General features: G+C 73.1%; 20 protein-coding genes. 10 read left to right on the top strand and 10 right to left on the bottom strand.

Annotation, left to right across the window (positions count from 1 at the left end; all coding sequences use genetic code 11):
• Window positions 1-63: 63 nt before the first annotated feature.
• Entirely contained in the window at window positions 64-1,338 is a 1,275-nt protein-coding gene (locus tag ACZ619_RS06540; protein WP_469594920.1) for a glycoside hydrolase family 3 N-terminal domain-containing protein, read from the top strand.
• An 8-nt stretch (window positions 1,339-1,346) separates the two neighbouring features.
• Here ACZ619_RS06540 and ACZ619_RS06535 read toward each other — a convergent pair whose 3' ends face one another.
• Window positions 1,347-1,520: a hypothetical protein gene (locus tag ACZ619_RS06535; RefSeq protein WP_469594917.1), complete on the bottom strand. Its 174-nt coding sequence runs from the start codon at window positions 1,518-1,520 to the stop codon at window positions 1,347-1,349.
• 124 nt (window positions 1,521-1,644) lie between these two features.
• Here ACZ619_RS06535 and ACZ619_RS06530 point away from each other — a divergent pair, with 124 nt between their 5' ends.
• The gene (locus ACZ619_RS06530; RefSeq protein ID WP_469594915.1) at window positions 1,645-2,499 is read left to right on the top strand and encodes an oxygenase MpaB family protein; all 855 of its coding nucleotides are present in this window, start codon (window positions 1,645-1,647) and stop codon (window positions 2,497-2,499) included.
• 19 nt (window positions 2,500-2,518) lie between these two features.
• On the opposite strand, the gene ACZ619_RS06525 is transcribed toward ACZ619_RS06530, so the two are convergent.
• Entirely contained in the window at window positions 2,519-3,241 is a 723-nt protein-coding gene (locus ACZ619_RS06525; protein ID WP_469594913.1) for a LamG domain-containing protein, read from the bottom strand.
• Between the two features lie 274 nt (window positions 3,242-3,515).
• Between ACZ619_RS06525 and ACZ619_RS06520 the strand changes: the two genes are divergently transcribed.
• A complete protein-coding gene (locus ACZ619_RS06520) occupies window positions 3,516-5,552 on the top strand; it encodes an ATP-binding protein (protein ID WP_469594910.1) in 2,037 nt (678 codons plus the stop codon).
• Between the two features lie 81 nt (window positions 5,553-5,633).
• On the opposite strand, the gene ACZ619_RS06515 is transcribed toward ACZ619_RS06520, so the two are convergent.
• Window positions 5,634-6,872 (bottom strand): ROK family transcriptional regulator, encoded by a 1,239-nt coding sequence (locus ACZ619_RS06515; protein WP_469595276.1) that lies wholly within the window; start codon window positions 6,870-6,872, stop codon window positions 5,634-5,636.
• A gap of 373 nt (window positions 6,873-7,245) precedes the next feature.
• Here ACZ619_RS06515 and ACZ619_RS06510 point away from each other — a divergent pair, with 373 nt between their 5' ends.
• From ACZ619_RS06510 to ACZ619_RS06495, 4 genes are read left to right on the top strand one after another with little or no spacing between them, the layout of a single operon-like run.
• On the top strand, window positions 7,246-8,622 hold the full coding sequence (locus tag ACZ619_RS06510) for an extracellular solute-binding protein (protein WP_469594908.1): 1,377 nt from the start codon (window positions 7,246-7,248) through the stop codon (window positions 8,620-8,622).
• 5 nt (window positions 8,623-8,627) lie between these two features.
• On the top strand, window positions 8,628-9,545 hold the full coding sequence (locus ACZ619_RS06505) for a carbohydrate ABC transporter permease (protein WP_469595273.1): 918 nt from the start codon (window positions 8,628-8,630) through the stop codon (window positions 9,543-9,545).
• Complete coding sequence (locus ACZ619_RS06500) at window positions 9,545-10,435, top strand: carbohydrate ABC transporter permease (RefSeq protein ID WP_469594905.1); 891 nt, start codon at window positions 9,545-9,547, stop codon at window positions 10,433-10,435. The genes ACZ619_RS06505 and ACZ619_RS06500 overlap by 1 nt, the downstream gene beginning before the upstream one ends.
• A 31-nt stretch (window positions 10,436-10,466) precedes the next feature.
• Window positions 10,467-13,535, top strand: a complete 3,069-nt coding sequence (locus ACZ619_RS06495; RefSeq protein ID WP_469594903.1) for an alpha-mannosidase — start codon at window positions 10,467-10,469, stop codon at window positions 13,533-13,535.
• Between the two features lie 201 nt (window positions 13,536-13,736).
• On the opposite strand, the gene ACZ619_RS06490 is transcribed toward ACZ619_RS06495, so the two are convergent.
• The 5 genes from ACZ619_RS06490 to speB form a co-directional block, all read right to left on the bottom strand.
• Window positions 13,737-13,871 (bottom strand): hypothetical protein, encoded by a 135-nt coding sequence (locus tag ACZ619_RS06490; protein WP_469594901.1) that lies wholly within the window; start codon window positions 13,869-13,871, stop codon window positions 13,737-13,739.
• 168 nt (window positions 13,872-14,039) lie between these two features.
• Complete coding sequence (locus ACZ619_RS06485) at window positions 14,040-14,447, bottom strand: YybH family protein (protein WP_469594900.1); 408 nt, start codon at window positions 14,445-14,447, stop codon at window positions 14,040-14,042.
• Window positions 14,444-15,097 (bottom strand): cyclase family protein, encoded by a 654-nt coding sequence (locus ACZ619_RS06480; RefSeq protein ID WP_469594898.1) that lies wholly within the window; start codon window positions 15,095-15,097, stop codon window positions 14,444-14,446. Before ACZ619_RS06480 ends, ACZ619_RS06485 begins: the two co-directional genes overlap by 4 nt.
• Window positions 15,098-15,101: 4 nt before the next feature.
• On the bottom strand, window positions 15,102-16,667 hold the full coding sequence (locus ACZ619_RS06475; protein WP_469594896.1) for a purine-cytosine permease family protein: 1,566 nt from the start codon (window positions 16,665-16,667) through the stop codon (window positions 15,102-15,104).
• Window positions 16,664-17,632, bottom strand: coding sequence for an agmatinase (speB, locus tag ACZ619_RS06470; RefSeq protein WP_469594894.1), 969 nt, complete (start codon window positions 17,630-17,632; stop codon window positions 16,664-16,666). Before speB ends, ACZ619_RS06475 begins: the two co-directional genes overlap by 4 nt.
• A gap of 153 nt (window positions 17,633-17,785) precedes the next feature.
• On the opposite strand from speB, the gene ACZ619_RS06465 reads away from it, so the two are divergent.
• Window positions 17,786-19,285, top strand: coding sequence for a PucR family transcriptional regulator (locus ACZ619_RS06465; RefSeq protein ID WP_469594892.1), 1,500 nt, complete (start codon window positions 17,786-17,788; stop codon window positions 19,283-19,285).
• A gap of 366 nt (window positions 19,286-19,651) precedes the next feature.
• Here the strand turns inward: ACZ619_RS06465 and ACZ619_RS06460 are convergent, their stop codons facing one another.
• Window positions 19,652-20,548, bottom strand: a complete 897-nt coding sequence (locus tag ACZ619_RS06460) for a class I SAM-dependent methyltransferase (protein ID WP_469594890.1) — start codon at window positions 20,546-20,548, stop codon at window positions 19,652-19,654.
• 62 nt (window positions 20,549-20,610) lie between these two features.
• Window positions 20,611-21,018: a PPOX class F420-dependent oxidoreductase gene (locus tag ACZ619_RS06455; RefSeq protein ID WP_469594887.1), complete on the bottom strand. Its 408-nt coding sequence runs from the start codon at window positions 21,016-21,018 to the stop codon at window positions 20,611-20,613.
• Window positions 21,019-21,296: 278 nt separating this feature from the next.
• On the opposite strand from ACZ619_RS06455, the gene ACZ619_RS06450 reads away from it, so the two are divergent.
• Both ACZ619_RS06450 and ACZ619_RS06445 read left to right on the top strand, forming a co-directional pair.
• On the top strand, window positions 21,297-22,775 hold the full coding sequence (locus ACZ619_RS06450; RefSeq protein WP_469594885.1) for a glutamate-cysteine ligase family protein: 1,479 nt from the start codon (window positions 21,297-21,299) through the stop codon (window positions 22,773-22,775).
• Between the two features lie 98 nt (window positions 22,776-22,873).
• Window positions 22,874-24,100, top strand: a complete 1,227-nt coding sequence (locus tag ACZ619_RS06445) for an aminotransferase class V-fold PLP-dependent enzyme (RefSeq protein ID WP_469594883.1) — start codon at window positions 22,874-22,876, stop codon at window positions 24,098-24,100.
• The last annotated feature ends 135 nt before the right edge of the window (window positions 24,101-24,235 follow it).

Here is a 24,235-nt window from a genome sequence, read left to right as displayed (position 1 = left end):
TCCCGGACCGCGGCCCGGCCGGCCGGCGCCGTGTCCTGCACCCTCAGGAGCCAGGAGCGCACCATGGGTACACCTGTCCGGCGGCGCGCGGACGGCCGCTCCGCCGCCCGGCGCACCGCCGTCGCTCTCGCCGTCACCCTGCTCGCCACCGGCGCGTGCACCGTCTCGGCCAGCGGCGAGAGCGCCGCCCACCGCGTGCCCGGCACACCGGCCACGGCGGACTCCGCCACCTCGCGGACACCGGCCGCGACCACGGCCGCCAGCGCGACCGCGGCCACCCCGACCGCCACCTGCGTCGACAAGGTCTACGCCGGGATGACCGCGGCCCAGCGGGTCGGCCAGCTCTTCATGGGCGGTGTGGCCGCCTCCGCCCCCAGCGCGGCGGACCTGCGCACCCTGCGGACGTACCACGTGGGGTCGGTCATGCTCACCGGGCGCGGCTCCGCCGGGACCGCGGCCACGAAGAAGATTGTCGACGGCATCCGCGCGCAGGCGGACACGGTCGCCGGGCGGAAGGTCGGGATGCTCGTCTCCACCGACCAGGAGGGCGGACAGGTCCAGGTCCTCAACGGCCCCGGCTTCTCGGCCATCCCCGAGGCGCTGACCCAGGGCACCTGGAGCACGGCCACCCTGCGCGGCCGGGCCACCACCTGGGCCCAGCAGCTCAAGGCGGCGGGCCTCGACCTCAACCTCGCGCCGGTCGCCGACGTGGTGCCCGCGAGCCTCGGCACGGCCAACGCCCCGATCGGCCGCTACCACCGCGAGTACGGGCACACCCCCGCCGTGGTGACCTCGCACAGCGGGGCCTTCGCCGCCGGGTTCCGGGCGGCCGGGGTCATGACCACCCTCAAGCACTTCCCCGGCCTCGGGCAGGTCACGGGGAACACCGACACCACGGCGAACGTCGTCGACTCGGTCACCACCGCCTCCAGCGCGAGCCTCGAACCCTTCCGCAGCGGGATCGCGGCCGGCTCGCCGTTCGTGATGGTCTCCTCGGCGAAGTACACCAAGATCGACCCGTCGCACCTGGCCGTGTTCTCCCCGGCCGTCATCGACTCGCTGCTGCGCAGCAAGCTCGGGTTCAAGGGAGTCGTCATCTCCGACGACATCGGCCAGGCGGTCGCGGTGCGCGCGTACACCCCGGCACAGCGGGCGGTGGGCTTCGTCGAGGCGGGCGGTGACATGATCCTCACCGTCAAGCCGTCGACCGTGCCGGCGATGGCGCAGGCGGTGCAGTCCCGGATGACCACGGACACCGCCTTCCGCGCCAAGGTCACCGCCGCCGTGCACCGCGTCCTCACCGCCAAGGCGGACGCGGGCCGCCTCGGCTGCGGGTGAGGTCCGGCTCAGCGCCGGCCGCGGTACCGCCAGCCCGCGCCGATGCCCGCCACGTGCAGAGCGAGGGCGGTCAGTCCCAGCAGCATCAGGTTCGTGGAGGTGAACACGTCATTGGTGGCGATGTCCGCCGCGTTGACCAGGAAGGCGATGAAGAACAGCACCGCCGCTATGGGACCGAGCATGGTCCGTCTCCTCTCGTAGGCGTGCATCCCGTCTGCCCGCACATCCCGTTCACAAGCCCGGCACCGGGGTGACACACCCGCCGCCCGGTGCCACCATGCGGGAGCCGAGGAAGGGTGGCCCGCCGTGGTCCCAGACGTCCGCGCGTCCCTGGGCGCGCTGCTCTTCAGCCGGGTGGCGGGCCCCGACGGACCGGCCGTGCGCGCCCGCATCCACGGGACTCCCGGCCCGCGCTGGTTCCCGCCAGGGAGCCCCATCCGCGTCGTCCACGGCGACGCCGCCATGTTCGTCGGCGGGCTGAGCGCGCTGCTCCTTCAGTCCCTGCACCCCCTCGCCATGGCCGCCGTCGCCGCGCACTCCGGATACCGCGGGGACCCCTGGGGACGGCTCCAGCGCACCAGCGCCTTCCTGGCCGTGACCACCTACGGCGTGGCGGACGACGCCGAGGCGGCCGTGGCCCGGGTGCGGTCCGTCCACGCCCGGGTGCGCGGCACGACGGCGCGTGGCGAGCCGTACCACGCCGCCGACCCGCGTCTGCTCGGCTGGGTGCACGCGGCCGAGACGGAGTGCTTCCTGCGCGCCCACGAGCGCTACGGCCGCGCGCCGCTGGACCGGGCCGGGTACGACGCCTACGTCGCCGACACCGCGCGGGTGGCCGAGGCGCTCGGGGCCGAGGACCCGCCGCGCGACCGCGCCGCCCTGTCCGCGCGGCTGGCCGGCTACCGGCCCGAACTCGCGGCCACGCCCGAGGCCCGGTCGGCGGCCCGCTTCCTGCTCCTGGAACCCCCGTTGCCGCTGCCCGTCCGGCCCCTGTACGGCGTCCTCGCCGCCAACGCCGTGACGCTGCTGCCCTCCTGGGCCCGGACCCTGCTGCGGCTGCCGCGCCTCGGGCTCGTCGAGGACATCACCGTACGTCCGGCCGGGCACCTGCTCACCCGCACCATCCGCTGGGCCATGAGCCCGCCGCCCGGCGTCCTGTGACGTCCCGGACGGCCGCCGCTCAGTACGAGCCGGCCTCCTCCCCGGCCTCCTCCACGGACTCGTCGTCCAGGGGCTCCGCCGCGTGCGGCACCGTGGGGCGCCGCACCACCAGGTTCTCCACCCGGAAGGAGAGCTCGCTGGTCGTGGGGTCGGGTCGCGGATGGTAACGGCCCGCGCAGACCGACAGGTTGACGATCAGATAGGCGTACCAGCCGCTTCCGACGCCCCGCCCGTCGGCGAAGACCTGGGTGCCGTTCAGCGTCCAGTCGACGCTGCGCCGCCCGAACGTCACGCCCAGGTCGACGGTCCCGCCCGGACGCACCGCCGGGTTGCGCAGGTACGTGTTCGCCTGGCGCACGTGGTTGGTGAGTTCCAGCAGGTCGGGGTTGTCGGGGTGGTACTCGAAGACGTCGACCTCGTTGCCGCCGTCCCGCCAGGTCCAGATCGCGGGCCAGGCGCCGGTCCCGGTCGGCAGCCGGACGGTGGCCCGGAGCTGGTCGCCGGTGCGGACCGCGAAACCCTCGGCGCTGCCCTCCGTGGTGAGCAGCCCGGCGTTCCACCAGCCGTCCGTCCTGCGTGTCGCGCGGAACGTGCCGGTGCGGGAGTAGGAGGGGTCCGCGGTGAGGTAGTCCAGTTTGTTGTCACCGGGGTTGGTGGGGCCGCCGCCGGGATAGGCCCAGGACCGCCCCGCCACCCACTGGCGTTCGGAAGTGAAATCGGCGGTGAAGACGACATCGCTCATGTGCATGCTCCCTCGCTGGCCGGACACCGCGCCGAAATGCCGGATTGCTGCCCGGATGCCCGGTCGGGCATGCGGGGCCAGGGGGAAAGGGAGCGCTCTTCGCACGAGTGGGTGACAGGCGCGCCGTACCGGCCCGAACACGGATGGGACAGGTGAACGGCCCGGTCGAAAGCGCGCGGGGGCGCTCTTCCCAGAGTAGGCGCCCGGGCCGCGCGCCACCTGGCAATGCGTCATCTGCCCATCGCCGGCCGGCTCGCGCACCAGGATGAGGGGCATGGTGTGGATGTCGTGGGACGAGGAAACCTCTTTCATCGGCCGGGCCGAGGAGCTCGGCCTGATCGGCGCGGCGATGCGCGAGAGCCGGCTGGTCACCCTCAGCGGCGCGGGCGGGGTGGGCAAGACCCGGCTCGCGCGGCGGATCGTGTCCGCGGGGGAGCCGGCCGAGGCGGGCGTCGCCTGGGCGGACCTGTCCCCCCTGAGCAACGGGCAGCTCCTGGCCGCCACCGTCGCGGACGCGCTGGGTCTGTCGGACCACACGCCGCGCATGCCCGTCGACGCGATCTGCGCATGGGTCGGCGAGCGCGGCACCCTGCTGGTCCTCGACTCGTGCGAGCACCTGTCCGCCGAGTGCCGCAACCTGGTCGGCGACCTGCTGACGGCCTGCCCGAACCTGAGGATCCTGGCCACCAGCCGGGAGCCGCTGCGCGTGCGCGCCGAGACGGTCGTCGGGATCGAGCCGCTCGCCTCCGTGCGGGAGGCCGTCGCGCTGTTCGCCGACCGCGCCGCGGACGCGGGCAGCCCGCTGGGGGACGAGGCCGACCAGCGGATGGCCGCGAGCCTGTGCGACCAGCTGGAGCGGCTGCCGCTGGCGCTGGAACTGGCCGCCGCCCAGTTACGGGTCATGCCGCTGGCCCGGCTGTGCGCGGGCCCGTACGCGGTGGTGGACCTGCCGCCGGCCCCGGCGCGCAGCTGGCCGCCACGGCACGCGGCCCTGCGCACCACCATCGGCTGGAGCCACGAACTGTGCACCCCGCTGGAACGGCTGCTGTGGGCACGGCTGTCCTTCCTGCCCGCCTCCTTCGACGGCGTGACGGCCCGCCGGCTCGCCGGCGGCGGCCCGCTCGCGCCGGACGGCGTCGGGCCGACCCTCGACTCGCTGTGCGACAAGTCCGTCGTCGTCAGCAAGGACGGCACCTACCGGATGCTGGACGCCGTCCGGGAGTACGGCCGGATGTGGCTCACCGAACTCGGTGCCGAGCGGGAACTGGCCGACCGGCACGCCGCGTACGTGCTCGACCTGACCCGGCAGGCCCATCAGGAGTGGTTCGGCCCGGCCCAGCGCGGCTGGTACCGGCGGATCGGGTCCCTGCACGCCGACATCCGGCTGGCGGCCGATCACCTCCTGGCCACCGACCCGGCCGCCGCCCTCGACCTGATCGGCAACGTCACCTTCTTCTGGGTCTGCTCCGGCTATCTGTACGAGGCCCGCCAGTACCTGGAGAAGGCCACCGCACAGGCCGCCGCGGTGCGCCGCGAGACCCTGGTGCGGGGGCTGTGGAGCCTCGGGCTGACCCTGACCCTTCAGGGCGAGCAGCAGGCGGCGCACCGCACGGCGGCAGCGTGCCGGCGCGCGGTCACGGACACCTCCGACGACGAGGGACTGGGCCGGGTCGCCTATCTGGAGGGACTGTTGCACCTGCTGGAGGGACGCCCCCTGGCGGCGGCGAGCGGCGTCGAGAGGCTGGACACCGGCTCCGACGCCGGCTCCCCGCGGCGGCTGACGGCGTCCGGGGCGCTGTGCCGGCTGGTCCATGTCTTCGGGCTCACCGGATCCGGCCGCCTGGACGGTGCCCGGCAGGAGGCGCTCGAACTCCGCGACATCTGCGCCGCCTCCGGCGAGCACTGGACCCGCTCCTACGCCGAGCACCAGCTCGCCCTCGTCGCCTTCCTCGAAGGGCAGCCCGAGGACGCCGTGGGGCACGCGCGGGCCGCCCTCGACGCGAAGCGGCACATCGGGGACGCCTTCGGGATCGCCATGGTCATGGATCTCCTCGCCATCGCGCTCGCCGACACGGGCGACGAACCCGCCGCCGCCTACGCGTTCGGCGCGGCGGCCGGCTTCTGGGAGACGGTCGGCCACCCGCAGCGGGGGACGCCGGAACTCGCGTCGCTGCGCGACGAGTGCGAGCGGAGGCTGGTCCGCAGCATGGGCAGGGGCCGCTACGACCGGACCTTCGAGCGCGCGACCGCGAGCGACGCGCGGGCACTGGTGTCCTGGGGAGCGCTCGGCGGACCCGTCCCGGGGGAGTGACGTCCCCGGCGGCGGGACCGGACGGCGCGTGCCGGGCCGGATGCCCCGGGCATCGGCGGCCGGCGGGCGCCCGGCGCGCGTTCAGCCCGCCGGATCCGTCAGCATCCGCCACCCCGGCGCGTAGTTGCCGTGCAGGATCAGGGACGCGGCGCCCACCGCGCCCACCGTGTCGCCGATGACGCTCTGTTCGACGGTGATCCGGCGCAGGGCGCGGGCCACCGCGGTGCGGTTCACGGCGGTCTCGATCTCCGAGCACAGGATGGGTTCGATGCCGCGCAGGGCCTCGCCGCCGAGGACGATCCGGTCGACGTCGAGCAGGCTGGCCGCGCCCCGGGCGGCCTGGCCGATCCGCCGGGCGGCACGGCGTACGACGTCGGTCGCGTCCGGGTCGTCGGCGCGGGCGGCGCGGCGCAGCGCCTTCCAGTCGTCGTGGAGGGCGTCGGGCGTGCCGGTGAGGCCGATGCGGCCGGCGGCCCCGGGGCCGTACCGTCCCAGCAGGTCGTCGATGATCGCGGCGGGGGAGCAGTAGGGGCCGAGACAGTCGGTGCCGCCGCAGGGGCAGACCCGGTCGCCGGGTTCGACCGGCATGTGGGCGAACTCCCCGGCGTTCCCCGAGTCCCCGTGCAGGACCGTGTTGTTGAGGACGATCCCGGCGCCGATCCCGGTGCCGAGGTAGACGAACAGGAAGCTGCCCGCGCGGGCCTCGCCGCCGATCCAGCGTTCGCCTATCGCGGCGGCCGTGGCGTCGTTGTCGAGGGCGACGGGCAGCCGGGTGGCCTCCTCGAACATCTTGACCAGGGGCACCCTGCCCCAGCCCGGCAGGTTCGGCGGCGACACCACGGCGCCCTGGGCTCCGTCGAGCGGTCCCGGCGCGGCGATGCCGAGGCCCAGCAGCCGGTCCGGGTCGACCTCGGACCGGGCGAGCAGCCGCAGGGCCGCGCGGGAGACACGGTCGACGACCTGCTCCGGGTCCTCGGGGCTGGGCAGCCGGTGCCGGCGGCCCGCGATCACCTCGCCGGCCAGGTTCACCACGACGATCACCGCGGAGTCGGGGTCGAGGTGGACGCCGAGCGCGTAGGCGCCGTCGGCGCGCGGGGAGAGCAGGGTGCGTCTCTTGCCGCCGCTGGAGGGCGCCTGTCCGGTCTCGGTGACCAGCCCCGCGTCGAGCAGTTTGCGCACGACGTTGGAGACCGTCTGGTTGGTCAGCCCGGTGAGCGCGGCCAGTTCGACCCGGCTGACCGGGCCCCTGGTCCGGATGGCGTCCAGCACGACGGCCTGGTTGTAGCCGCCGACCCGGGGCAGGTTCGTCCCGCCGTGCATCGTCACCGTGCCGCCTCCGCTGTCCTCGGGGCGCCGGTCCGGCGCCGCACCAATGCTGTGACGGGGGCCACGTCCGAGGTGTTGAGCAGTGGCCGGAAGTCCGTCCTCCCCAGGTGAGAAATGGCTGTCAGCAGCCGAAATCCAGCTGGTTCAGACCGCCTTCCACCCCCGGTAACCCTTCATCTGCCGTGGACTTTACACGCCGGAAGCATTGACTTCATCCATCCATTGGATTTAGCTACCGCCCACAGAACCTGGCCAAAAGATGGTCGGGTCGCGCGGGGTGGCGCTCAGGGGACGCCCTCCCGGTGGTAGGCGTCGCGACCCGCATCCATCGCGGCTTCCCTAGGTTTCGCGTTCCCGGAGGGACTTCGTGCGTTCCAAACTCATCACCGCCGCGGCCATCACCGCCGCCACCGCTCTCGCCGCCACCGGCTGCGGCTCCGGCTCCTCGGGGAGTTCGAGCAAGTCGATCAAGGTCGTGTACTGGCAGAACCTGGACAGCACCAGCAAGCTCCAGGCGACCTACCTCGCCTCGATGGTGAAGCAGTTCACCAAGGCCAACCCCGGCACCAAGGTCCAGCTGGTCCCGGTCACCGCCTCCGAGAACGACTACTACACGAAGATCCAGCTCATGATGCGGTCGCCCTCGACCGCCCCCGACCTCGTCTACGAGGACACCGCCCTCATCAACTCCGACATAGCCGGCGGCTACCTCAAGCCGCTGAACGCCTACACCGCCAAGTGGTCCGACTGGTCCCAGTACGCGTCCGCCGCCAAGACCGCGGTCACCGGCGCCTCCGACAACAAGGTCTACGGCGTCCCCGACAACACCGACACCCGCGGCATCTGGTACAACAAGCAGCTCTTCGCGAAGGCCGGCATCTCCGTGCCCTGGCAGCCCAAGACCTGGGCCGACGTGCTGAGCGCCGCCCGCAAGATCAAGGCGAAGCTGCCCGGCGTCACCCCGCTCAACCTCTACACCGGCACCGCCGGCGGCGAGGCCTCCTCCATGCAGGGCTTCGAGATGCTCCTGTACGGCACCTCGGCCGGCGACAAGTCCCTCTACGACGCGAGCAAGAAGAAGTGGGTCGTCGGCAGCCAGGGCTTCAAGGACGCGCTCGACTTCGTCCACACCGTCTACAGCGAGAAGCTCGGCCCGTCCGTCTCGGACGCCCTCGGCGCCAACTTCGGCACCACCGTCGGCACCGAGCTGATCCCCTCCGGCAAGCTCGCCATGGACATCGACGGCTCCTGGATGCCCAACAACTGGGGCTCCTCCAGCGCCAAGCCGTGGAAGGACTGGGAGTCCGTGATGGGCACGGCGGCCATGCCGACCCAGAACGGCCAGGAGCCCGGCAAGACCAGCATGTCCGGCGGCTGGGCCTGGTCCATCCCGGCCAAGGCGGGCAACGCCGACCTGGCCTGGAAGTTCCTGGAGTCCATCCAGACCAAGACCAACTCCGCCAAGTGGAACGCGCTCAACGCGACCATCGCCACCCGCACCGACGTCGCGAGCGACTCCACCTACCTGGACGCCGTGTCGACCAACAAGTTCTTCACCGAGCTGGTCGCCGACACCCACTACCGGCCGGGCCTGCCCGCCTACAACCAGGTCTCGACCGCCATCCAGAAGGCGATGGAGTCGGTGACCACCGGGCAGGCGTCCGTCGACAAGGCGGCATCTACGTTCGACAACGATGTCAAGTCGGCTGTCGGCGACGACAAGACGGTCAAGGGCACCTCGTGAGCACCCTGACCACCGCACCTTCCGGGACCGACGGCAAGCGCCGGTCCCGGGGGGTGCCCCCCGCCGCCCAGAGCCTGCTGCGCGGGCTGCCGCTGCTGCCCTCCATCGTGCTGCTGGCCGTGTTCCTGGCCGGGCCGATCGGGTACTGCGTGTACTACGCGTTCACCGACATGCAGCTCACCGGCGCCGCCGGCACCCACTTCACCGGCTTCGCCAACTTCACCCGCGCCTTCCACGACGCCGACTTCCTCAACGCCGTATGGCTGACCCTGGTGTTCGTGGTCGGCTCCGCCGTCGTCGGCCAGAACACGCTGGGCCTCGCCCTCGCCGTGCTCATGGAGAAGGCCGCCAAGCCGGTCCGCTCGATCGTCACCGGGGTGGTCATCGCCGCCTGGGTGCTGCCCGAAGTCGTCGCCGGCTACCTGATGTACGCCTTCTTCTACAACCAGGGCTCGCTCAACTCGGTCCTGTCGGCCCTGCACCTGCCGCAGCAGAACTGGCTGTACACCATGCCGATCCTGGCGGTCTGCCTCGCCAACGTGTGGCGCGGCACCGCCTTCTCCATGATGGTGTTCTCCGCCGCCCTCAACGACGTGCCCCAGGAACTCATGGAGGCCGCCGAGATGGACGGCGCCGGACCCTGGCAGCGGTTCTTCCGGGTCACCCTGCCGGTCATCCGGCGCTCGATCCTCACCAACCTGATGCTGATCACGCTCCAGACCCTGTCGGTCTTCGGGCTCGTCTACACCATGACCCGGGGCGGCCCCGGCAACAAGAGCCAGACCCTGCCCGTCTTCATGTACCAGCAGGCCTTCCAGAACAGCCTCATCGGGTACGGCACCGCGATCGCGCTGGTGCTGCTGGTGGTCGGCGCCCTGTTCTCCGCCGTGTACATCCGGCTGCTCAAACTGGAGGACGACTGATGGCCGTCGCCACCACCGCCAAGACCGCGGGCACCCCGGCCGCGGCCGCACCCCGGACCGCCCCGCGCCGCCGCCCCCGGCTCGGCGGGACACTCGTCAACGTCCTGCTGCTCGCCGTCTCGCTGGTCTACGTCCTGCCCCTGGTCTGGATGCTGATCGCCTCCGTCAGCAACCTCAACAGCTTCCGGCTCCGGCTCCCCGACGCGCTGACCCTGGACAACTTCGACGCCGTCCTCGACGTCGACACCACCTACCGGCCGATGCTCAACAGCCTGCTGCTGTGCGGCTTCGCCACCCTCGTCACCGTCGTCGTGTCGATCCTCGCCGCCTACCCGCTCTCCCGGTACCGGTCCCGGCTGCGCCGCCCGTTCCTCTACACCATCCTGTTCTCCACCGGACTGCCCATCACCGCCGTGATGATCCCGGTCTACAGCATGTTCGTGCAGGTCGAGCTCATCGACTCGATGCCCGGCACCACCCTGTTCCTGGCCGCGTCCGCGCTGCCGTTCGGGATCTGGCTGATGAAGAGCTTCATGGACGGGGTGCCGCTCGTCCTGGAGGAGGCCGCCCGCATCGACGGCGCCGGCAGCATGACCGTCCTGTGGCGGGTCGTGCTCCCGCTGATGCGCCCCGGCGTCGTGGTCGTCACCATCTTCACCTTCATCGGCATGTGGGGGAACTTCTTCGTCCCCTTCATCCTGCTGCTGTCCCCGGAGAAACTCCCCGCCTCCGTCAGCGTGTTCACGTTCCTCAGCGCACACGACCAGACGCAGTACGGACAGCTGTCGGCGTTCTCGATCATCTACTCCCTGCCCGTCGTGATGCTCTACCTGCTGCTCGCCCGCAAGCTCGGCGGCGGCTTCGCCCTCGGCGGCGCGCTCAAGGGCTGAACCGCCCCCACCCCCACCAAGAAGGAAACCCATGCACAACGACCGCGAAGTCACCGAGCAGCGGCTGGAGCGGGTGCTGAACCAGCGCATCCGGCCCGCCGTGCACGCCCGGGCGGTCCCCCTCCAGGTCGAGGTCTGGGACGTCCACGGCGAACCGGTCCCCGTCGCCGAGGGCATCGCCGCCCCCTACCGGCCCGCCAGGACCGGCGACCGCTGGGGGCCGGCCTGGACGACCAGCTGGTTCAGGGTCAGCGGCACCGTGCCCGCCGAGTGGGCCGGACTGCCCGTCGAGGCCGTCCTCGACCTCGGCTTCGCCACCCACTCCGCCGGCTTCTCCGCGGAGGGCCTCGTCTACCGCGCCGACGGCACCGCCGTGAAGGCCCTCAACCCGCGCAACATCTGGCTGCCGGTCGCCGAATCCGCCGCCGGAGGCGAGGAGTTCACCGCCTACATCGAGGCCGCCGCCAACCCCGTGGTGATGCACACCGCGCCCGGCGAACTCTCCTTCGGCCCCACCGCCGTCGGCGGCCGCGCCCCCTGGCTCGGCGACCCCGCGGCCGACCCCGGCGAACCGCTGTACCGGCTGCGCCGCCTCGACCTCGCCGTCGTCGACCGCCCCGTCTACGAACTCGTACAGGACCTGGAGGTCCTCGGCGAGCTGATGCACGAGCTGTCACCGGACACCCCGCGCCGCTGGCAGATCCTGCGCGCCGTCGAGCAGGCCCTGGACGCCGTCGACCTCCAGGACGTCTCCGGCACGGCCGTCGCCGCCCGCGAGGCGCTCGCCCCCGCCTTCGCCGCGCCCGCCAACGCCAGCGCCCACCGGATCTCCGCGGTCGGCCACGCGCACATCGACACCGCCTGGCTGTGGCCGCTGCGCGAGACGGTCCGCAAGGTGGCCCGGACGGTCTCCAACGTCACCCAGCTCATGGACGACCACCCGGAGTTCAAGTTCGTGATGTCCCAGGCGCAGCAGCTCGCCTGGCTCAAGGAGCACCGTCCCGAGGTGTACGCACGCGCCCAGGAGAAGGCGAAGGCCGGGCAGTTCCTGCCCACCGGCAGCCTCTGGGTCGAACCCGACACCAACATCTCCGGCGGAGAGGCGCTGGTCCGCCAGTTCGTCCACGGAAAGCGGTTCTACCTGGAGGAGTTCGGCGTCGAGACCGAGGAGATGTGGCTGCCGGACACCTTCGGCTACAACGCCGCGCTCCCGCAGCTGATGAAGCTGGCCGGCGTGCGCTGGTTCCTCACCCAGAAGATCTCCTGGAACACCACCAACAAGTTCCCGCACCACACCTTCTGGTGGGAGGGCATCGACGGCAGCCGGATCTTCAGCCACTTCCCGCCCGTCGACTCCTACAACGGCGAGCTGTCCGGCGCCGAAGTCGCCCACAGCGTCCGGAACTTCCAGGACAAGGCTGCCGTCAACAGCTCCCTCATCCCGTTCGGCTACGGCGACGGCGGCGGCGGTCCCACCCGCGAGATGCTGGCCCGCGCGGACCGCCTCGCCGACCTGGAGGGCTCGGCCCGCGTCGAGATCGAGGGCCCGGCGGACTTCTTCGCCCGCGCGGAACGCGAGTACGCGGACGCGGGCGGCGCCCCCGTCTGGTCGGGGGAGCTGTACCTGGAGTTCCACCGCGGCACCCTCACCAGCCAGCTCGCCACCAAGCAGGGCAACCGGCGCAGCGAACACCTCCTGCGCGAGGCCGAGTTGTGGGCGACGACGGCGGCCGTACGGCACGGCCGGCCGTATCCGTACGAAGCCCTCGACCGCATCTGGAAGACCGTTCTGCTCCACCAGTTCCACGACATCCTGCCCGGCACCTCGATCGCGTGGGTGCACCGGGAGGCCGAGGAGACCTACGCCGCGGTGGCGCGGGAGCTGGAGCAGATCATCGAGGACGCCCAGCGGGCGCTCGCCGGCGACGGCTCGGGCGACAAGCGTCTCGTCTTCAACGCGGCCCCGCAGGCCCGCGCCGGTGTCCCGGCCCTCGGCGCGGCGGTCCGCGACGCGGACGAGGAGAACGTCCCCGCCGTGGCGGAGGCCGACGGCTTCGTCCTGGCGAACGAGCTGGTCCGCATCGTCGTCGACGCGGACGGTCTGATCACCTCCGCCTACGACCTCACGGCCGGCCGCGAGGCCCTCGTCCCCGGCACCCGGGGCAACCTGCTCCAGCTCCACCAGGACTTCCCCAACCAGTGGGACGCCTGGGACATCGACTCCTTCTACCGCAACAACGTGCGCGACCTCACGGCCGCCGAGTCGGTGACGGCCGTACCGGGCGGCGGGGTCCGGGTGGTCCGCGTGTTCGGCGACTCCCGCATCGAGCAGACGCTGACCCTCGCGGCGGGCTCGCGCCGGCTGCTGGTGGACACGGTGGTCGACTGGCACGAGCGGGAGAAGCTCCTCAAGGCCGCCTTCCCGCTGGACGTCCGGGCCGCGCACGCCAGCGCGGAGATCCCCTTCGGCCACGTCGACCGGCCCACCCACACCAACACCAGCTGGGACGCCGCCAAGTTCGAGGTCTGCGCCCACCGGTTCCTGCACGTCGGCGAGCCCGACTGGGGCGCCGCGCTGGTCAACGACTCGACGTACGGCCACGACGTCACCCGCGACGTCCGCGCGGACGGGGGCACGACCACCACGGTCCGCCTCTCCCTGCTGCGCGCCGCGCTCTTCCCCGACCCGGACCAGGACCAGGGCACGCACCGGCTGCGCTACGCCTTCGTCGTCGGCGCCGGACTCGACGACGCCCGCCGCGAGGGCTACCGCCTCAACCTGCCCGAGCGCGCCCTTGCGGGCAGCGAGGCCGTGACCCCGCTGGTCACGGTGGACGACGAGGCCGTGGTCGTCGAAGCGGTCAAGCTCGCCGACGACCGCAGCGGCGACGTGGTGGTACGGCTGTACGAGGCGCGCGGAGTACGGGCGAGCGCGACCCTCACCCCGGCCTTCGCGATGGCGGCGGCCGAGGCGACCGACCTCCTGGAACGGCCCCGCGAGGCGGACGCCCCGCACTGCGAGCGGACCGAGGACGGCCGGGTGCGGCTGACCCTGCGCCCGTTCCAGATCCTGACGCTGCGGCTGCGCCGGGCCCAGTAGGGCGGCAAGACCCGTCGGCCCGCCCTCACGAGGGCGGACCGACGGGTCTCACGGTTTCGACGCGCCGTACGCGCCGTACGCGCGGGCGCCCGTCACGGTGAGGGCGCCTCGTGTGTCAGGATGCGGCCGCGGTCTCGCGGATCAGCGGTTCGAACTCACGCCCTACGTAGACGCCGAACGGCGCGGTCAGGGCGCCGTCGATCACGCGCCGCACCCGGTGCTCCGCCGCGAGCGCCTTGATCTCGGCGCGGAGCCGGGGCCCACGCCGCCACCGATGATCAGCACGCCGGACTCCCCGGACTCCAGCAGCTTGCGCGCCTCGTCGTCCGTGCTCACGCCCCCGCGTGGAAACCGTCCGCGCGCAGCGTGTCCGGCACGGCCGTCACCCTGGCGGGCGTCCTTCCCCGCACCGGCGTCCTCATGTCCGTTCCCTTCCGGCCCGCCGGCCTCGACGGAACCGGACCCGGGAACTCCACCGGACTTGAGGTCGAGCCGTCCGGCCGGTCAGGCGGCCGTGGCGGCCGGATCGGCCGAGAGGTGCTCGTGGACGGCGAGCCAGGTGCCGTCCTGCGCGCGGTGCAGGACGATGGTCTCGCGCTCCCGTACGGTCTCCTCCCCGGCCCTGGTGGAGACGCGGGTGGTCACCGAGTGGGTGAAGACGGCGGTGTCGCCGAAGAGCTGGACCCGGCGGTCCTTCGAGTCGCAGCCGAGGACGCGGAAGTCGTCCTCCTCGCTCCAGGTGCGCCACAGGGAGCGGTACTCCTCGGTGGAGTCGAGCCGCCGGTCGGTGGTGTGGAAGACGAAGGTCGCGTCGGCCGCGAAGGCGTCGAAGTAGTCGTCGGTGCGGCCCTCGGCGAAGGCGGCGATCAGCGCGTCGGCCGCGGCGAGGGCGGCGTCGTGGTCGTTGTTCATGGCTGCGGCTCCGAGATCCGGGCCACGGCGCGGACGGGTGCGCCGTCCGCGCCGGGCAGGTGAAGGGGGAAGAGGCTGACACGGACGTCGTGACCCGCGTCCTGGGCGTCGAGGACCTCGGCGAGACCGGTGAGGTTCTCGGCGATGACGGCGCCGGCGCCGCACAGGACACGGTGGGCCGGCAGGGTCTCGCCGGGGGTGGGGTCGACGCTCAGCGCGTCGATCCCGACCGTCCGCACGCCCCGGGCGACCAGCAGCGCGGCCGCCTCCTCCGTGAGATGGGGGTGACCGTGGTAGGCGTCGGTGCCCCAGTGGGCCGACCAGCCGGTGGCGAGCAGCACGATCCGGCCCTCGGGCACACCGGCCAGCAGCTCCGCGCCGATGGCCGCCCGGGGCGGCAGGCCCCGGGCGTCGACGACGTGGGCTGGACCGTCGAAACGGTCCAGCGGCAGCTGGTCCAGCGTGGGCAGGCCGTCCTCGATGTGCGAGGGGGCGTCCACGTGGGTGCCGGACTGCGAGCCCATCCGGACATGGAGGACGTTGACGCCGTCCTCGGCGGCGGTGAGCGCGGGCCGGATCTCCACCTCCGGGTCCCCGGGGTAGACCGGCATGCCGGTACGCAGGGGCACAGACAGGTCGATCAGGCGCATCCGCTCACACCTCGGCGGGTTCCGGGGCGCTGACGATCGCGCCGTCGGCGGCGGTGATCGGCGGCACCGGGGTGTCGACGGCACGCACCAGCCGCGGGCCCTCGGGACCGAAGACGGCACGGGGCTCGGGGAAGAACCACAGCAGCGCGAGGTAGCTGACCACGGCCAGGCCGAGGCCCACCGGCAGCGAGATGTCCACCCCGCCCGCGAGGTCGCCCAGGGCGCCCACGAACTGACCGGGCAGGTTGACGAACTGCACCGCGAGCAGCGCGGAGGCCAGCCAGGCGGCCATGCCGCGCCAGTTCCAGCCGTGCGTGAACCAGTAGCGTCCGCCCCGCTGACGGCGGTTGAAGACCTGGAGCGAGTCGGGGTCGTACCAGCCGCGGCGGGTGAGGAAGCCCAGGGTCATGATGACCATCCACGGCGCGGTGCAGACGATGATCAGCGTCGCGAAGGTGGAGATGGACTGGGTCAGGTTGGCGGCGAACCGGCCGACGAAGATGAAGCCGATCGACAGGACACCGATGAACACCGTGGCCTGCACCCGGCTGAACCGGGGGAACACGCTGGCGAAGTCGAGGCCGGTGCCGTACAGCGAGGTGGTGCCGGTGGACATGCCGCCGATCAGCGCGAGCAGACAGACGGGCAGGAAGTACCAGGACGGCGAGACGGCCAGCAGACCGCCGACGTAGTCCGGGGCGTTCGGGTCGAGGAAGTCCCCCGCCTTCGCGGCGATGATCGAGGCGGTCGCCAGACCGAAGAAGAACGGCAGGATCGTCGCGACCTGGGAGAGGAAGGCGGCGCCCATGACCCGGCGGCGCGGGGTGTCGGCGGGGATGTAGCGGGCCCAGTCGCCGAGGAAGGCGCCGAAGGAGACCGGGTTGGAGAGCACGATCAGCGCGGAGCCGATGAACGCCGGCCAGAAGCCGGGCGTGCTCAGCGTGTGGAAGCTGCCCTGGTAGCCGGGGTCGAAGTCGCCGCCGAACGCGAACAGGCCGAGCACGAACAGCAGGGAGGCGGCGGCCACCGCGATCTTGTTCACGAAGAGCATGAACCGGAAGCCGTAGATGCACACCGTCAGCACCAGCGCGGCGAACAGCCCGTACGCGAGCGCGTACACGCCGTCGTTCGTCGGCAGGTGGAACATCCGGTGCGCGCCGCCGACCAGGGCGTCGCCGGAGGACCACACGGAGATGGAGAAGAAGGCGATCGCCGTCAGCAGGGACAGGAAGGAGCCGACGACCCGGCCGTGCACGCCCAGGTGGGCCGAGGAGGACACCGAGTTGCTGGTGCCGTTGAGCGGCCCGAACAGGGCGAGCGGCGCGAGGATCAGCGCGCCGACGGCGAGCCCGAGGCCGGTCGCCGCCAGGCCCTGCCAGAAGGAGAGCCCGAACAGGATCGGGAAGGCGCCGAGCACACAGGTGGCGAAGGTGTTCGCGCCGCCGAAGGCGACCCGGAACAGGTCCAGCGGCCGGGCGGTGCGGTCGGCGTCCGGGATGCGTTCGACGCCGTACGTCTCGATCTCGGTCAGCGCCGGGGCGTCCTGCTTGCCGTGGGTGCTGGTGGTCATCTCTGCTCCTCGCGGGGGCCGGCGGAGTCCAGGGTCAACAGGCTGATCAGGTCGTAGGCCACGTGGGACGCGGCGACGGAGGTGATGTCGGCGTGGTCGTAGGCGGGGGCCACCTCGACGATGTCACCGCCGACCAGGTTGAGCCCGGCGAGCCCGCGCAGGATCTCCAGCAGCTCGCGCGACGTCATGCCGCCGGCCTCCGGGGTGCCGGTGCCGGGGGCGTGTGCGGGGTCGAGGACGTCGATGTCGATGGACACGTACAGCGGCCGGTCGCCGATGCGCTGCCGCAGCGCGTCCACCGTCTCGTCGACGCCCCGGCGCAGCACGTCGGAGGAGGTGACGATGCCGAAGCCGAGACGCCGGTCCTCCTCCAGGTCCCGCTTGCCGTACAGGGGCCCGCGGGTGCCGACGTGGCTGAGCGCCTCGGTGTCGACGATCCCCTCCTCGACGGCGCGGCGGAACGGGGTGCCGTGGGTGTACTCGGCGCCGAAGTAGGTGTCCCAGGTGTCGAGGTGCGCGTCGAAGTGGAGCACCGCGACCGGTCCGTGCCGCTCGGCGACCGCGCGCAGCAGCGGCAGCGCGATGGTGTGGTCACCGCCGATGGTGACCAGCTTCGTGCCGTCGGACTGGAGCCGGGAGGCCTCGGCCTGGACGGTCTCGATCGCCTCGTTGATGTCGAAGGGGTTCACCGCGATGTCGCCGCCGTCGGCGACCTGCGCCGCGGCGAACGGCGACACGTCCAGCCCCGGGTGGTACGGGCGCAGCAGCCGCGAGGCCTCGCGCACCGCGGACGGGGCGAACCGGGCACCGGGCCGGTAGGAGACACCGGTGTCGAAGGGCACGCCCACGACGGCGATGTCCGCGCGCTCCACCTCGTCCAGACGCGGCAGCCGGGCGAAGGTCGCCGGTCCCGCGTAGCGGGGGACACGGGAGGAATCCACGGGTCCACGGGGCTCGGTCGTCATCGGGCACCTTCCTGTCTGGCCCGGACGAGCACCGCCGGGAGAGAACGGACCCCGGACCGGAGGAGAAGATTCCGATAACGGGGGATGACTCAGTCTGCGAAGCGGCGGCCGGTGGGGTCAATTGTTGGCGACACGAAGAACTACAGTTGTCTTGTGTCCGACCACAAAAACGATGCCTCGGGTCCGGCCCGCTCCGTCCTCACCGTCGGTGACCTGCTGTCCTTCCCGGCGCTCCAGATGCGGCTGCTCGCGGGCGGCGGCGGCCTCGGCCGCACGGTCTCCTGGGCGCACGTCAGCGAGCTGGAGGACCCCACCCCCTGGCTGCACGGCTCGGAGGTCATCATGACCGTCGGCCTCGCCGTGCCCCGCAGCGGCGAGGGCCAGCGGCGCTACCTGGAGCGGCTCGACGACGCGGGTGTCGCGGCGCTGGTGCTCAGCACCCAGCTGCGGACCCCGCCGCTGCGCCAGGCCTTCCTCGCCGCGGCCGAGGAACGCGGCTTCCCGGTGCTGGAGGTGCCCCTCGCGGTGCCCTTCGTCACCATCGCCCAGGAGGTCGCCGCCGCCGTCAGCGAGAAGTCCGCCGAGCGGCTCGGCGCCCAGCTCCAGGTCTTCGGCGCGCTGCGCTGGATGGCCGAGGAGAACCTGGACATCCCCGCGCTCTTCGACCGCCTGGAGCAGCTCAGCGGCTACCGGATCTTCCTCTGCACCACCCAGGGGCGCCCGCTGCTGCCCGGCGTCGCGGCACCCGAGGACCTCTCGGTGCTCCCCGCGGACCCGGACGCCCCGCCGACCGTGCCGGGCGGCTTCGTGCTCCCCGTCCTCGGTCCGGGCGGCGCGGCCGGCTACCTGGTCGCCCTGGAGCAGACCGGCGCCCGCCCGGCCGGACTGGCCGTCGTCCAGCACCTGGCCACCGTGGCCGCCCTGCGCCTCGCCATGGTCCGCCAGGAGCGCGAGGTGCTCCGCCGGGAGGGGGCGGAGACCCTCGCCGAGATGCTCCAGGACACCCTCGACCCGGCCGGCGCCCAGCGCCGGCTGGCCCATCACGGTCTCGACGCCCGGCGGCCCGTCGTCCTCGCGGTGGTCCGCCGTACCCGGGACGACCTGCTGGACGCCGCGCTCCTGGACCATCCGCACCTGACCCTGCGCCGCGGCGAGGACCGGCTGGTCCTCGCCGAACCCGGCTTCACCGAGGCCATGGCCGCTCTGCCCGGCGCGGTGTGCGGGGTGAGCCGCCCCTTCACCGTCGGCGACCCGCCGCGGGTCGCCCGCCAGGAGGCGGAGTGGGCGGCGGGCCGCGCGGAGGAGGCGGGCAAGCCGCTCGTCCACTACGGCGACGACGCCACCGGCCGCTGGCTGCCCGAGGACCGCCGGCTGCTGGCCGCGCTGGTCGAGCAGGTACTCGGCGAGGCGCTGCGCTACGACGCGGCGCACGGCTCACAGCTGCTGGTCTCCGTCCGCACCTGGATGGAACGCGACCGCCGCACCGAGGACGCCGCCGCGGCCCTGCACATCCACCCCAACACCCTCTCCTACCGGCTGCGCCGCTTCGCCGAGGTGACCGGCCGCGACCTGTCCACCACCGCGGCCTTCACCGAGGTCTGGTTCGCCGTCCGCGCCGCCACCGAACTCGGCGTCGCGGCGGAAGGCCCCTGACGGCCACGAGCAGCGCCGGGCGCGTCGTCGGAGGCGGCGGGCCGGCCCGGTGCGGCCGGTAGCGGTAGCGGTTGCGGTGGTCGGACGGCCGTCTCCGGGGGTCCGCCCGCCGACGCCGATGGACGACGGAGGGAACGTCAGGTCGTCGGCCGGGCCGTCCCGGCCGTCCCGGCTCCGCCCCGCCGGGCAGGGCACCGGACGTGGCAGCCGGTCACGGGACGGGCGCCACGCGTACCGGCACGTACTCGGCTGCCTCCGTTGCCTCCGGCGGCAGGGTCCAGCCGATCCGCCTCGGACGCGTGGACCCGGTCGGCGGCCACGGTGACCGGAGGACGTGGGACGCGGGACGCCGACACCGACGTGCGGCTAGGCCGCCTGCTCGGCTCCCCGGGGTTCGGCGAGGGCGACGGCCACGCGGCCCGAGCGGAGGGACGAGCGGCGTGAGGCCGGGCTGCCCCAGGTGTGCGCGAGGGTGAGGAGGTCGTCGTCGGACACCACCCGCAGGCCGTGCTCCGCCAGCAGCTCCGCCATCCGCCGCGGCCGCCACAGCGAGCGCCACGGCTCGCCCGAGGTCATGGAACCGCCGAGAACGCGTGCGAGGTGCCGGCCCGCGGCCGCCCGCGCGGACGGCGCCTGGTAGTTGACGACGAGTGCGCCGCCCGGCGCGGTCCGGGCCGCGAGGGCGGCCACCGTGGTCCGCACCTGGTCGCGGGTGAGGTACGGCACGACGCCCTCCCACAGCCAGACGGTCGGCGCCGCCGCGTCGTGCCCGGCCGCCTCCAGCGCCGCGCCGAGTTCGTCGACGGCGAAGTCGACGGGGGTGAACCGTACGGAGCGGGCGACGGCCGTCGGCGCGGCGTGCGCGAGACGGTCGCGCTTGTCCCGCTGGGAGGCCGGATGGTCCACCTCCCACACATCCGTGCGCGCGAGACCGGGCAGCCGCCACGCACGGGTGTCCAGACCGGCACCGAGGATCACGAGCTGGCCGGCCGGACGGGCCCGCAGCGCCTCGTCGATCGCCACCGACCGCACCGCCATCACCTCGGCACACGCCCGCACGCCCTCGTACGCGACCCGCGCAGACCTGCCCTCCGGCGCCGCACCGGCGCGCACCTCGTCCACGGGCACCCGCTCCGCGGCGCGCAGCAGCCGTACCGCCACCGGATCGGAGAACCGTCCGGCGGCGGGCGTGCCGTCCGCCGCCGCCCGCCCCTGGCAGACCAGCACCGCCGTCCGGCTCGCCGCACGTCCGCTCTCGCTCATGAGGCCGCATTCAACACCACGCCGCCGGTGTCACCGGCCGGCCGCGGCCCGTGCGCGCGGCCTCAGATGCCGCCCACGACCTTGCGGGGGACCACCCGGACGACGACCCGCTGCGCGTCGTCCCGCGAGGCCGGGTTGAAGTCGGCGTACGCCTTGCCGGTGTACTTGAGCGACAGCTCGTCGATCAGCTCCTCGCCGCCCTCGGTGGTCAGCTCGGCCGCGCCGCGGACCTCCGCGTAGGTGTACGGCGCGTTCGGCGGGTTGATCATGATGCTCACCCGCGGGTCGCGGCGCAGGTTGCGCTCCTTGCGGCGGCCGACGGTCGTGGAGAACAGCAGGTCCTCGCCGTCACGCTTGAGCCACACGACGGACTGCTGGGTGCTGCCGTCGGGCTGGACGGTCGCCACGACCGCGAAGACCGGCGTCTTGTCGATGAGCTGCTTCAGATCATCCGAGAATGTGGCGGACAAGGCGGGAGGCCCCTTTCCTCGATCGTGTACTGCCGCTCGGCCTGCTCACCGTACGCGACCATGGCGCCCGCGCCCGCGGACCTGCCCGCGCACACGCCGGTGTCGCCTCCCGGGGCCCGCGGCGCCGTACCGCGGGCCCCGGGCCGGGGGCCGGGGGCCGGGCCGTGTGGAACGTCCTTTATCCGGTCCGGGCGCCGGCCGCCGCCGAGTGTCCGGGACGCCGGTGAGGTGCGACGCTGGGACCGGAGGCATCCGCCGAGGGGACCCGGGAGGGCCCGATGGGACGTGATGTGCCGGCCCGGGTGTTCACACGGGAGGACCGGCGGCGCTACCGCGAGAAGATGCACACCTGTCTCGACGTGCTGGCGCAGATGCTGCGCGGCTCGGGCTTCGAGAGCGAGCGCCCCCAGGTCGGCATGGAGATCGAGCTGAACCTGGTGGACGGCGACGGGCGGCCGGCGATGCGCAACACCGAGGTGCTGCGGGCGATCGCCGACCCCGCCTGGTCGAGCGAGCTGGGCCGCTTCAACCTGGAGATCGACATCCCGCCCCGGCAGCTGACCTCCGGCGGCCCCGGCGCCTGGGAGCAGACGATCCGGGACGCGCTCAACCACGCCGAGGAACGCGCCGCGAGCGTGGGCGCCCACCTCATCATGATCGGCATCCTGCCGACGCTGGGGGAGTCGGACGTGGGCGAGACGTCCCTGTCCGGCGATCCGCGCTACCGGCTGCTGAACGAGCAGATCTTCGCGGCCCGCGGCGAGGACCTGCGGATCGGCCTGGAGGGCCCGGAGCGCCTGTCGATGTACGCCGACGCGATCACCCCCGAGGCCGCCTGCACCAGCACCCAGTTCCATCTCCAGGTCGAACCGCGGGAGTTCGCGGACTACTGGAACGCGGCCCAGGCGATCGCGGGGGTCCAGACCGCCCTCGCCGCCAACTCGCCCTTCCTCTTCGGCAGGGAGCTGTGGCGCGAGACCCGCATCCCCCTGTTCGAGCAGGCCACCGACACCCGTCCCGAGGAGATCAAGGCCCAGGGGGTAAGGCCGCGGGTGTGGTTCGGGGAACGCTGGATCACCAGCGTCTTCGACCTGTTCGAGGAGAACGTGCGCTACTTCCCGGCGCTGCTGCCGCTGTGCGACGACGAGGACCCGCAGCGGACCCTGGACGCCGGCGGGGTGCCGCAGCTGGGCGAACTCACCCTGCACAACGGCACGATCTACCGCTGGAACCGTCCCGTCTACGCCGTCACCGACAGCGGCCCGCACCTGCGCATCGAGAACCGGGTGCTGCCCGCCGGCCCCACCGTCGCCGACATCATCGCCAACGCGGCCCTCTACTACGGCCTCACCCGCGCCCTGGTGGACGAGGACCGCCCGGTGTGGTCGCGGATGTCCTTCGCGGTCGCCGAGGAGAACCTGCACACGGCCGCCCGCGACGGCATCGACGCCCGCCTGTACTGGCCCGGCGCGGGTGAGGTACCGGTCACGGAACTGGTGCTGAGGCGCCTGCTGCCGCTGGCGCACCGGGGCCTGGAACTGGCCGGGCTGGACGCCTCCTGGCGCGAGCCGATGCTGGGCATCATCGAGCGGCGCTGCGTCGACGCCCGCAACGGCGCCCTGTGGCAGGCGGAGACGGTCCACCACCTGGAGAGGTCCGGCAGCCTCGACCGCCAAGAGGCGCTGCGCCGGATGACCACCACCTACATGGACTACATGCACCTCAACGCGGCCGCGCACACCTGGCCGGTGGACTGACCGCACCGCCGTGCGGCAGGGCCGGCCCGGCCCCGGCCGGTGACCGCCGGCGTGTCAGTATGCCGGTCGATCATCCGTGCTCCCGGAGGCCTGCTGACATGAGCGAGACCGACGTGGCCGTCGCGCCGCACCCCCTTCTGCTGGCCGACGGCAGGCCCGCCGCCGAGGCGTGGTCGCTGGACCCGGCGCTGCGGCACCTGAACCACGGCTCGTTCGGCGCCGTCCCGCTGGCGGCGCAGGAACGGCAGGCGGAGCTGCGCGCCGAGATGGAGCGGGCCCCGGTCGTGTGGTTCCCCGGGCTGCCCGGCCGGCTCGCCGCCACCCGGGCCGAACTCGCCGCCTTCCTCCGCGTCGACGCGGCCGACCTCGCCCTGGTGCCGAACGCCAGCGCGGGCGCCAGCGTGGTCTACGGCGCGCTCGAACGCCGCCGCGGCGGGGAGATCGTCGTCACCGACCACGGCTACGGGGCCGTCACCATGGGAGCCGAGCGGCTGGCCCGCCGCTGGGGCGGCCGGGTGCGCACGGCGCGGGTGCCGCTCGGCGCCGACGAGAGGGAGGCGTACGAGGCCGTGGCCGCCGAGATCGGCGAGGCGACCGACCTCGTCGTGGTCGACCAGATCACCTCGGCGACCGCCCGCCGCCTGCCGGTCGAGCGGATCGGCGCGGAGGCCCGCCGCCGGGGCGTGCCGGTGCTCGTCGACGGCGCGCACGCCCCGGGGCTGCTCGCCGAGCCGCTGGCCGGCGCGACGTACGACTTCTGGACCGGCAACCTCCACAAGTGGGGCTGCGCCCCGCGCGGCACCGCGGCGCTCGTCGCCCGCGGGCCGCTGCGCGAGCGGCTGCATCCGCTGATCGACTCCTGGGGCGCCGGGGAGCCCTACCCCGACCGCTTCGACCACCAGGGCACCCTCGACGCAACCTCCTACCTGGCCGCGCCGGCGTCCCTCGCCTTCGTCGAGCGGGCCTGGGGCTGGTCCGCCGCCCGCCGCTACATGGACGAACTGGCGGACCACGCCGCGCACGTCATCGGCGCCGCCTTCGAGCGGCTCACCGGCGCGGACAGCCGGGCCGACGTCGGGATGCCGGTCCCCGGCATGCGCCTGGTGCGGCTGCCCGAGGGCCTCGGGCGCAGCCGGATCGCGGCCGACGCGCTGCGCGACCGGGTCGCCCGCGAACTCGCCGTCGAGGCCGCCTTCACCAGCTTCGACGGCACCGGCTACCTGCGGGTCTCCGCCCACGTCTACAACACCCCGGCCGACTACGAGCACTTCGCCCACCGGTGCGTGCCCGTACTCGGCGCCTGGGCAAGGGAGTCGGGCCGCTGAGCGATCGGCCGCCGGGTCATCAGGTCAAGCGTCCCGGACACTTGACTCGGCAGGCGCGCGGCCCGATCCTCGTCCCCAGGTATTGCGCGGTTCATGACAACCTCAAGGTTTCGCCAACCGCGCCCTACCGTCGAC

Source organism: Streptomyces sp. NPDC104367 (assembly GCF_055583825.1).
Note: the sequence above shows the minus strand (reverse complement) of the source record. Positions and strands in the feature narration are given on the sequence as shown.

Bases quoted from the DNA above. Each gene is read 5' to 3' on its own strand.
- ACZ619_RS06520 (WP_469594910.1), top strand. From the start codon at position 3,516: ATGGTGTGGATGTCGTGGGACGAGGAAACCTCTTTCATCGGCCGGGCC.
- ACZ619_RS06475 (WP_469594896.1), bottom strand. From the start codon at position 16,667: ATGACCACCAGCACCCACGGCAAGCAGGACGCCCCGGCGCTGACCGAG.
- ACZ619_RS06535 (WP_469594917.1), bottom strand. From the start codon at position 1,520: ATGCTCGGTCCCATAGCGGCGGTGCTGTTCTTCATCGCCTTCCTGGTC.
- ACZ619_RS06460 (WP_469594890.1), bottom strand. From the start codon at position 20,548: ATGAGCGAGAGCGGACGTGCGGCGAGCCGGACGGCGGTGCTGGTCTGC.
- ACZ619_RS06540 (WP_469594920.1), top strand. From the start codon at position 64: ATGGGTACACCTGTCCGGCGGCGCGCGGACGGCCGCTCCGCCGCCCGG.
- ACZ619_RS06525 (WP_469594913.1), bottom strand. From the start codon at position 3,241: ATGAGCGATGTCGTCTTCACCGCCGATTTCACTTCCGAACGCCAGTGG.
- ACZ619_RS06500 (WP_469594905.1), top strand. From the start codon at position 9,545: ATGGCCGTCGCCACCACCGCCAAGACCGCGGGCACCCCGGCCGCGGCC.
- ACZ619_RS06485 (WP_469594900.1), bottom strand. From the start codon at position 14,447: ATGAACAACGACCACGACGCCGCCCTCGCCGCGGCCGACGCGCTGATC.
- ACZ619_RS06515 (WP_469595276.1), bottom strand. From the start codon at position 6,872: ATGCACGGCGGGACGAACCTGCCCCGGGTCGGCGGCTACAACCAGGCC.
- ACZ619_RS06480 (WP_469594898.1), bottom strand. From the start codon at position 15,097: ATGCGCCTGATCGACCTGTCTGTGCCCCTGCGTACCGGCATGCCGGTC.
- ACZ619_RS06450 (WP_469594885.1), top strand. From the start codon at position 21,297: ATGGGACGTGATGTGCCGGCCCGGGTGTTCACACGGGAGGACCGGCGG.
- ACZ619_RS06445 (WP_469594883.1), top strand. From the start codon at position 22,874: ATGAGCGAGACCGACGTGGCCGTCGCGCCGCACCCCCTTCTGCTGGCC.
- speB (WP_469594894.1), bottom strand. From the start codon at position 17,632: ATGACGACCGAGCCCCGTGGACCCGTGGATTCCTCCCGTGTCCCCCGC.
- ACZ619_RS06495 (WP_469594903.1), top strand. From the start codon at position 10,467: ATGCACAACGACCGCGAAGTCACCGAGCAGCGGCTGGAGCGGGTGCTG.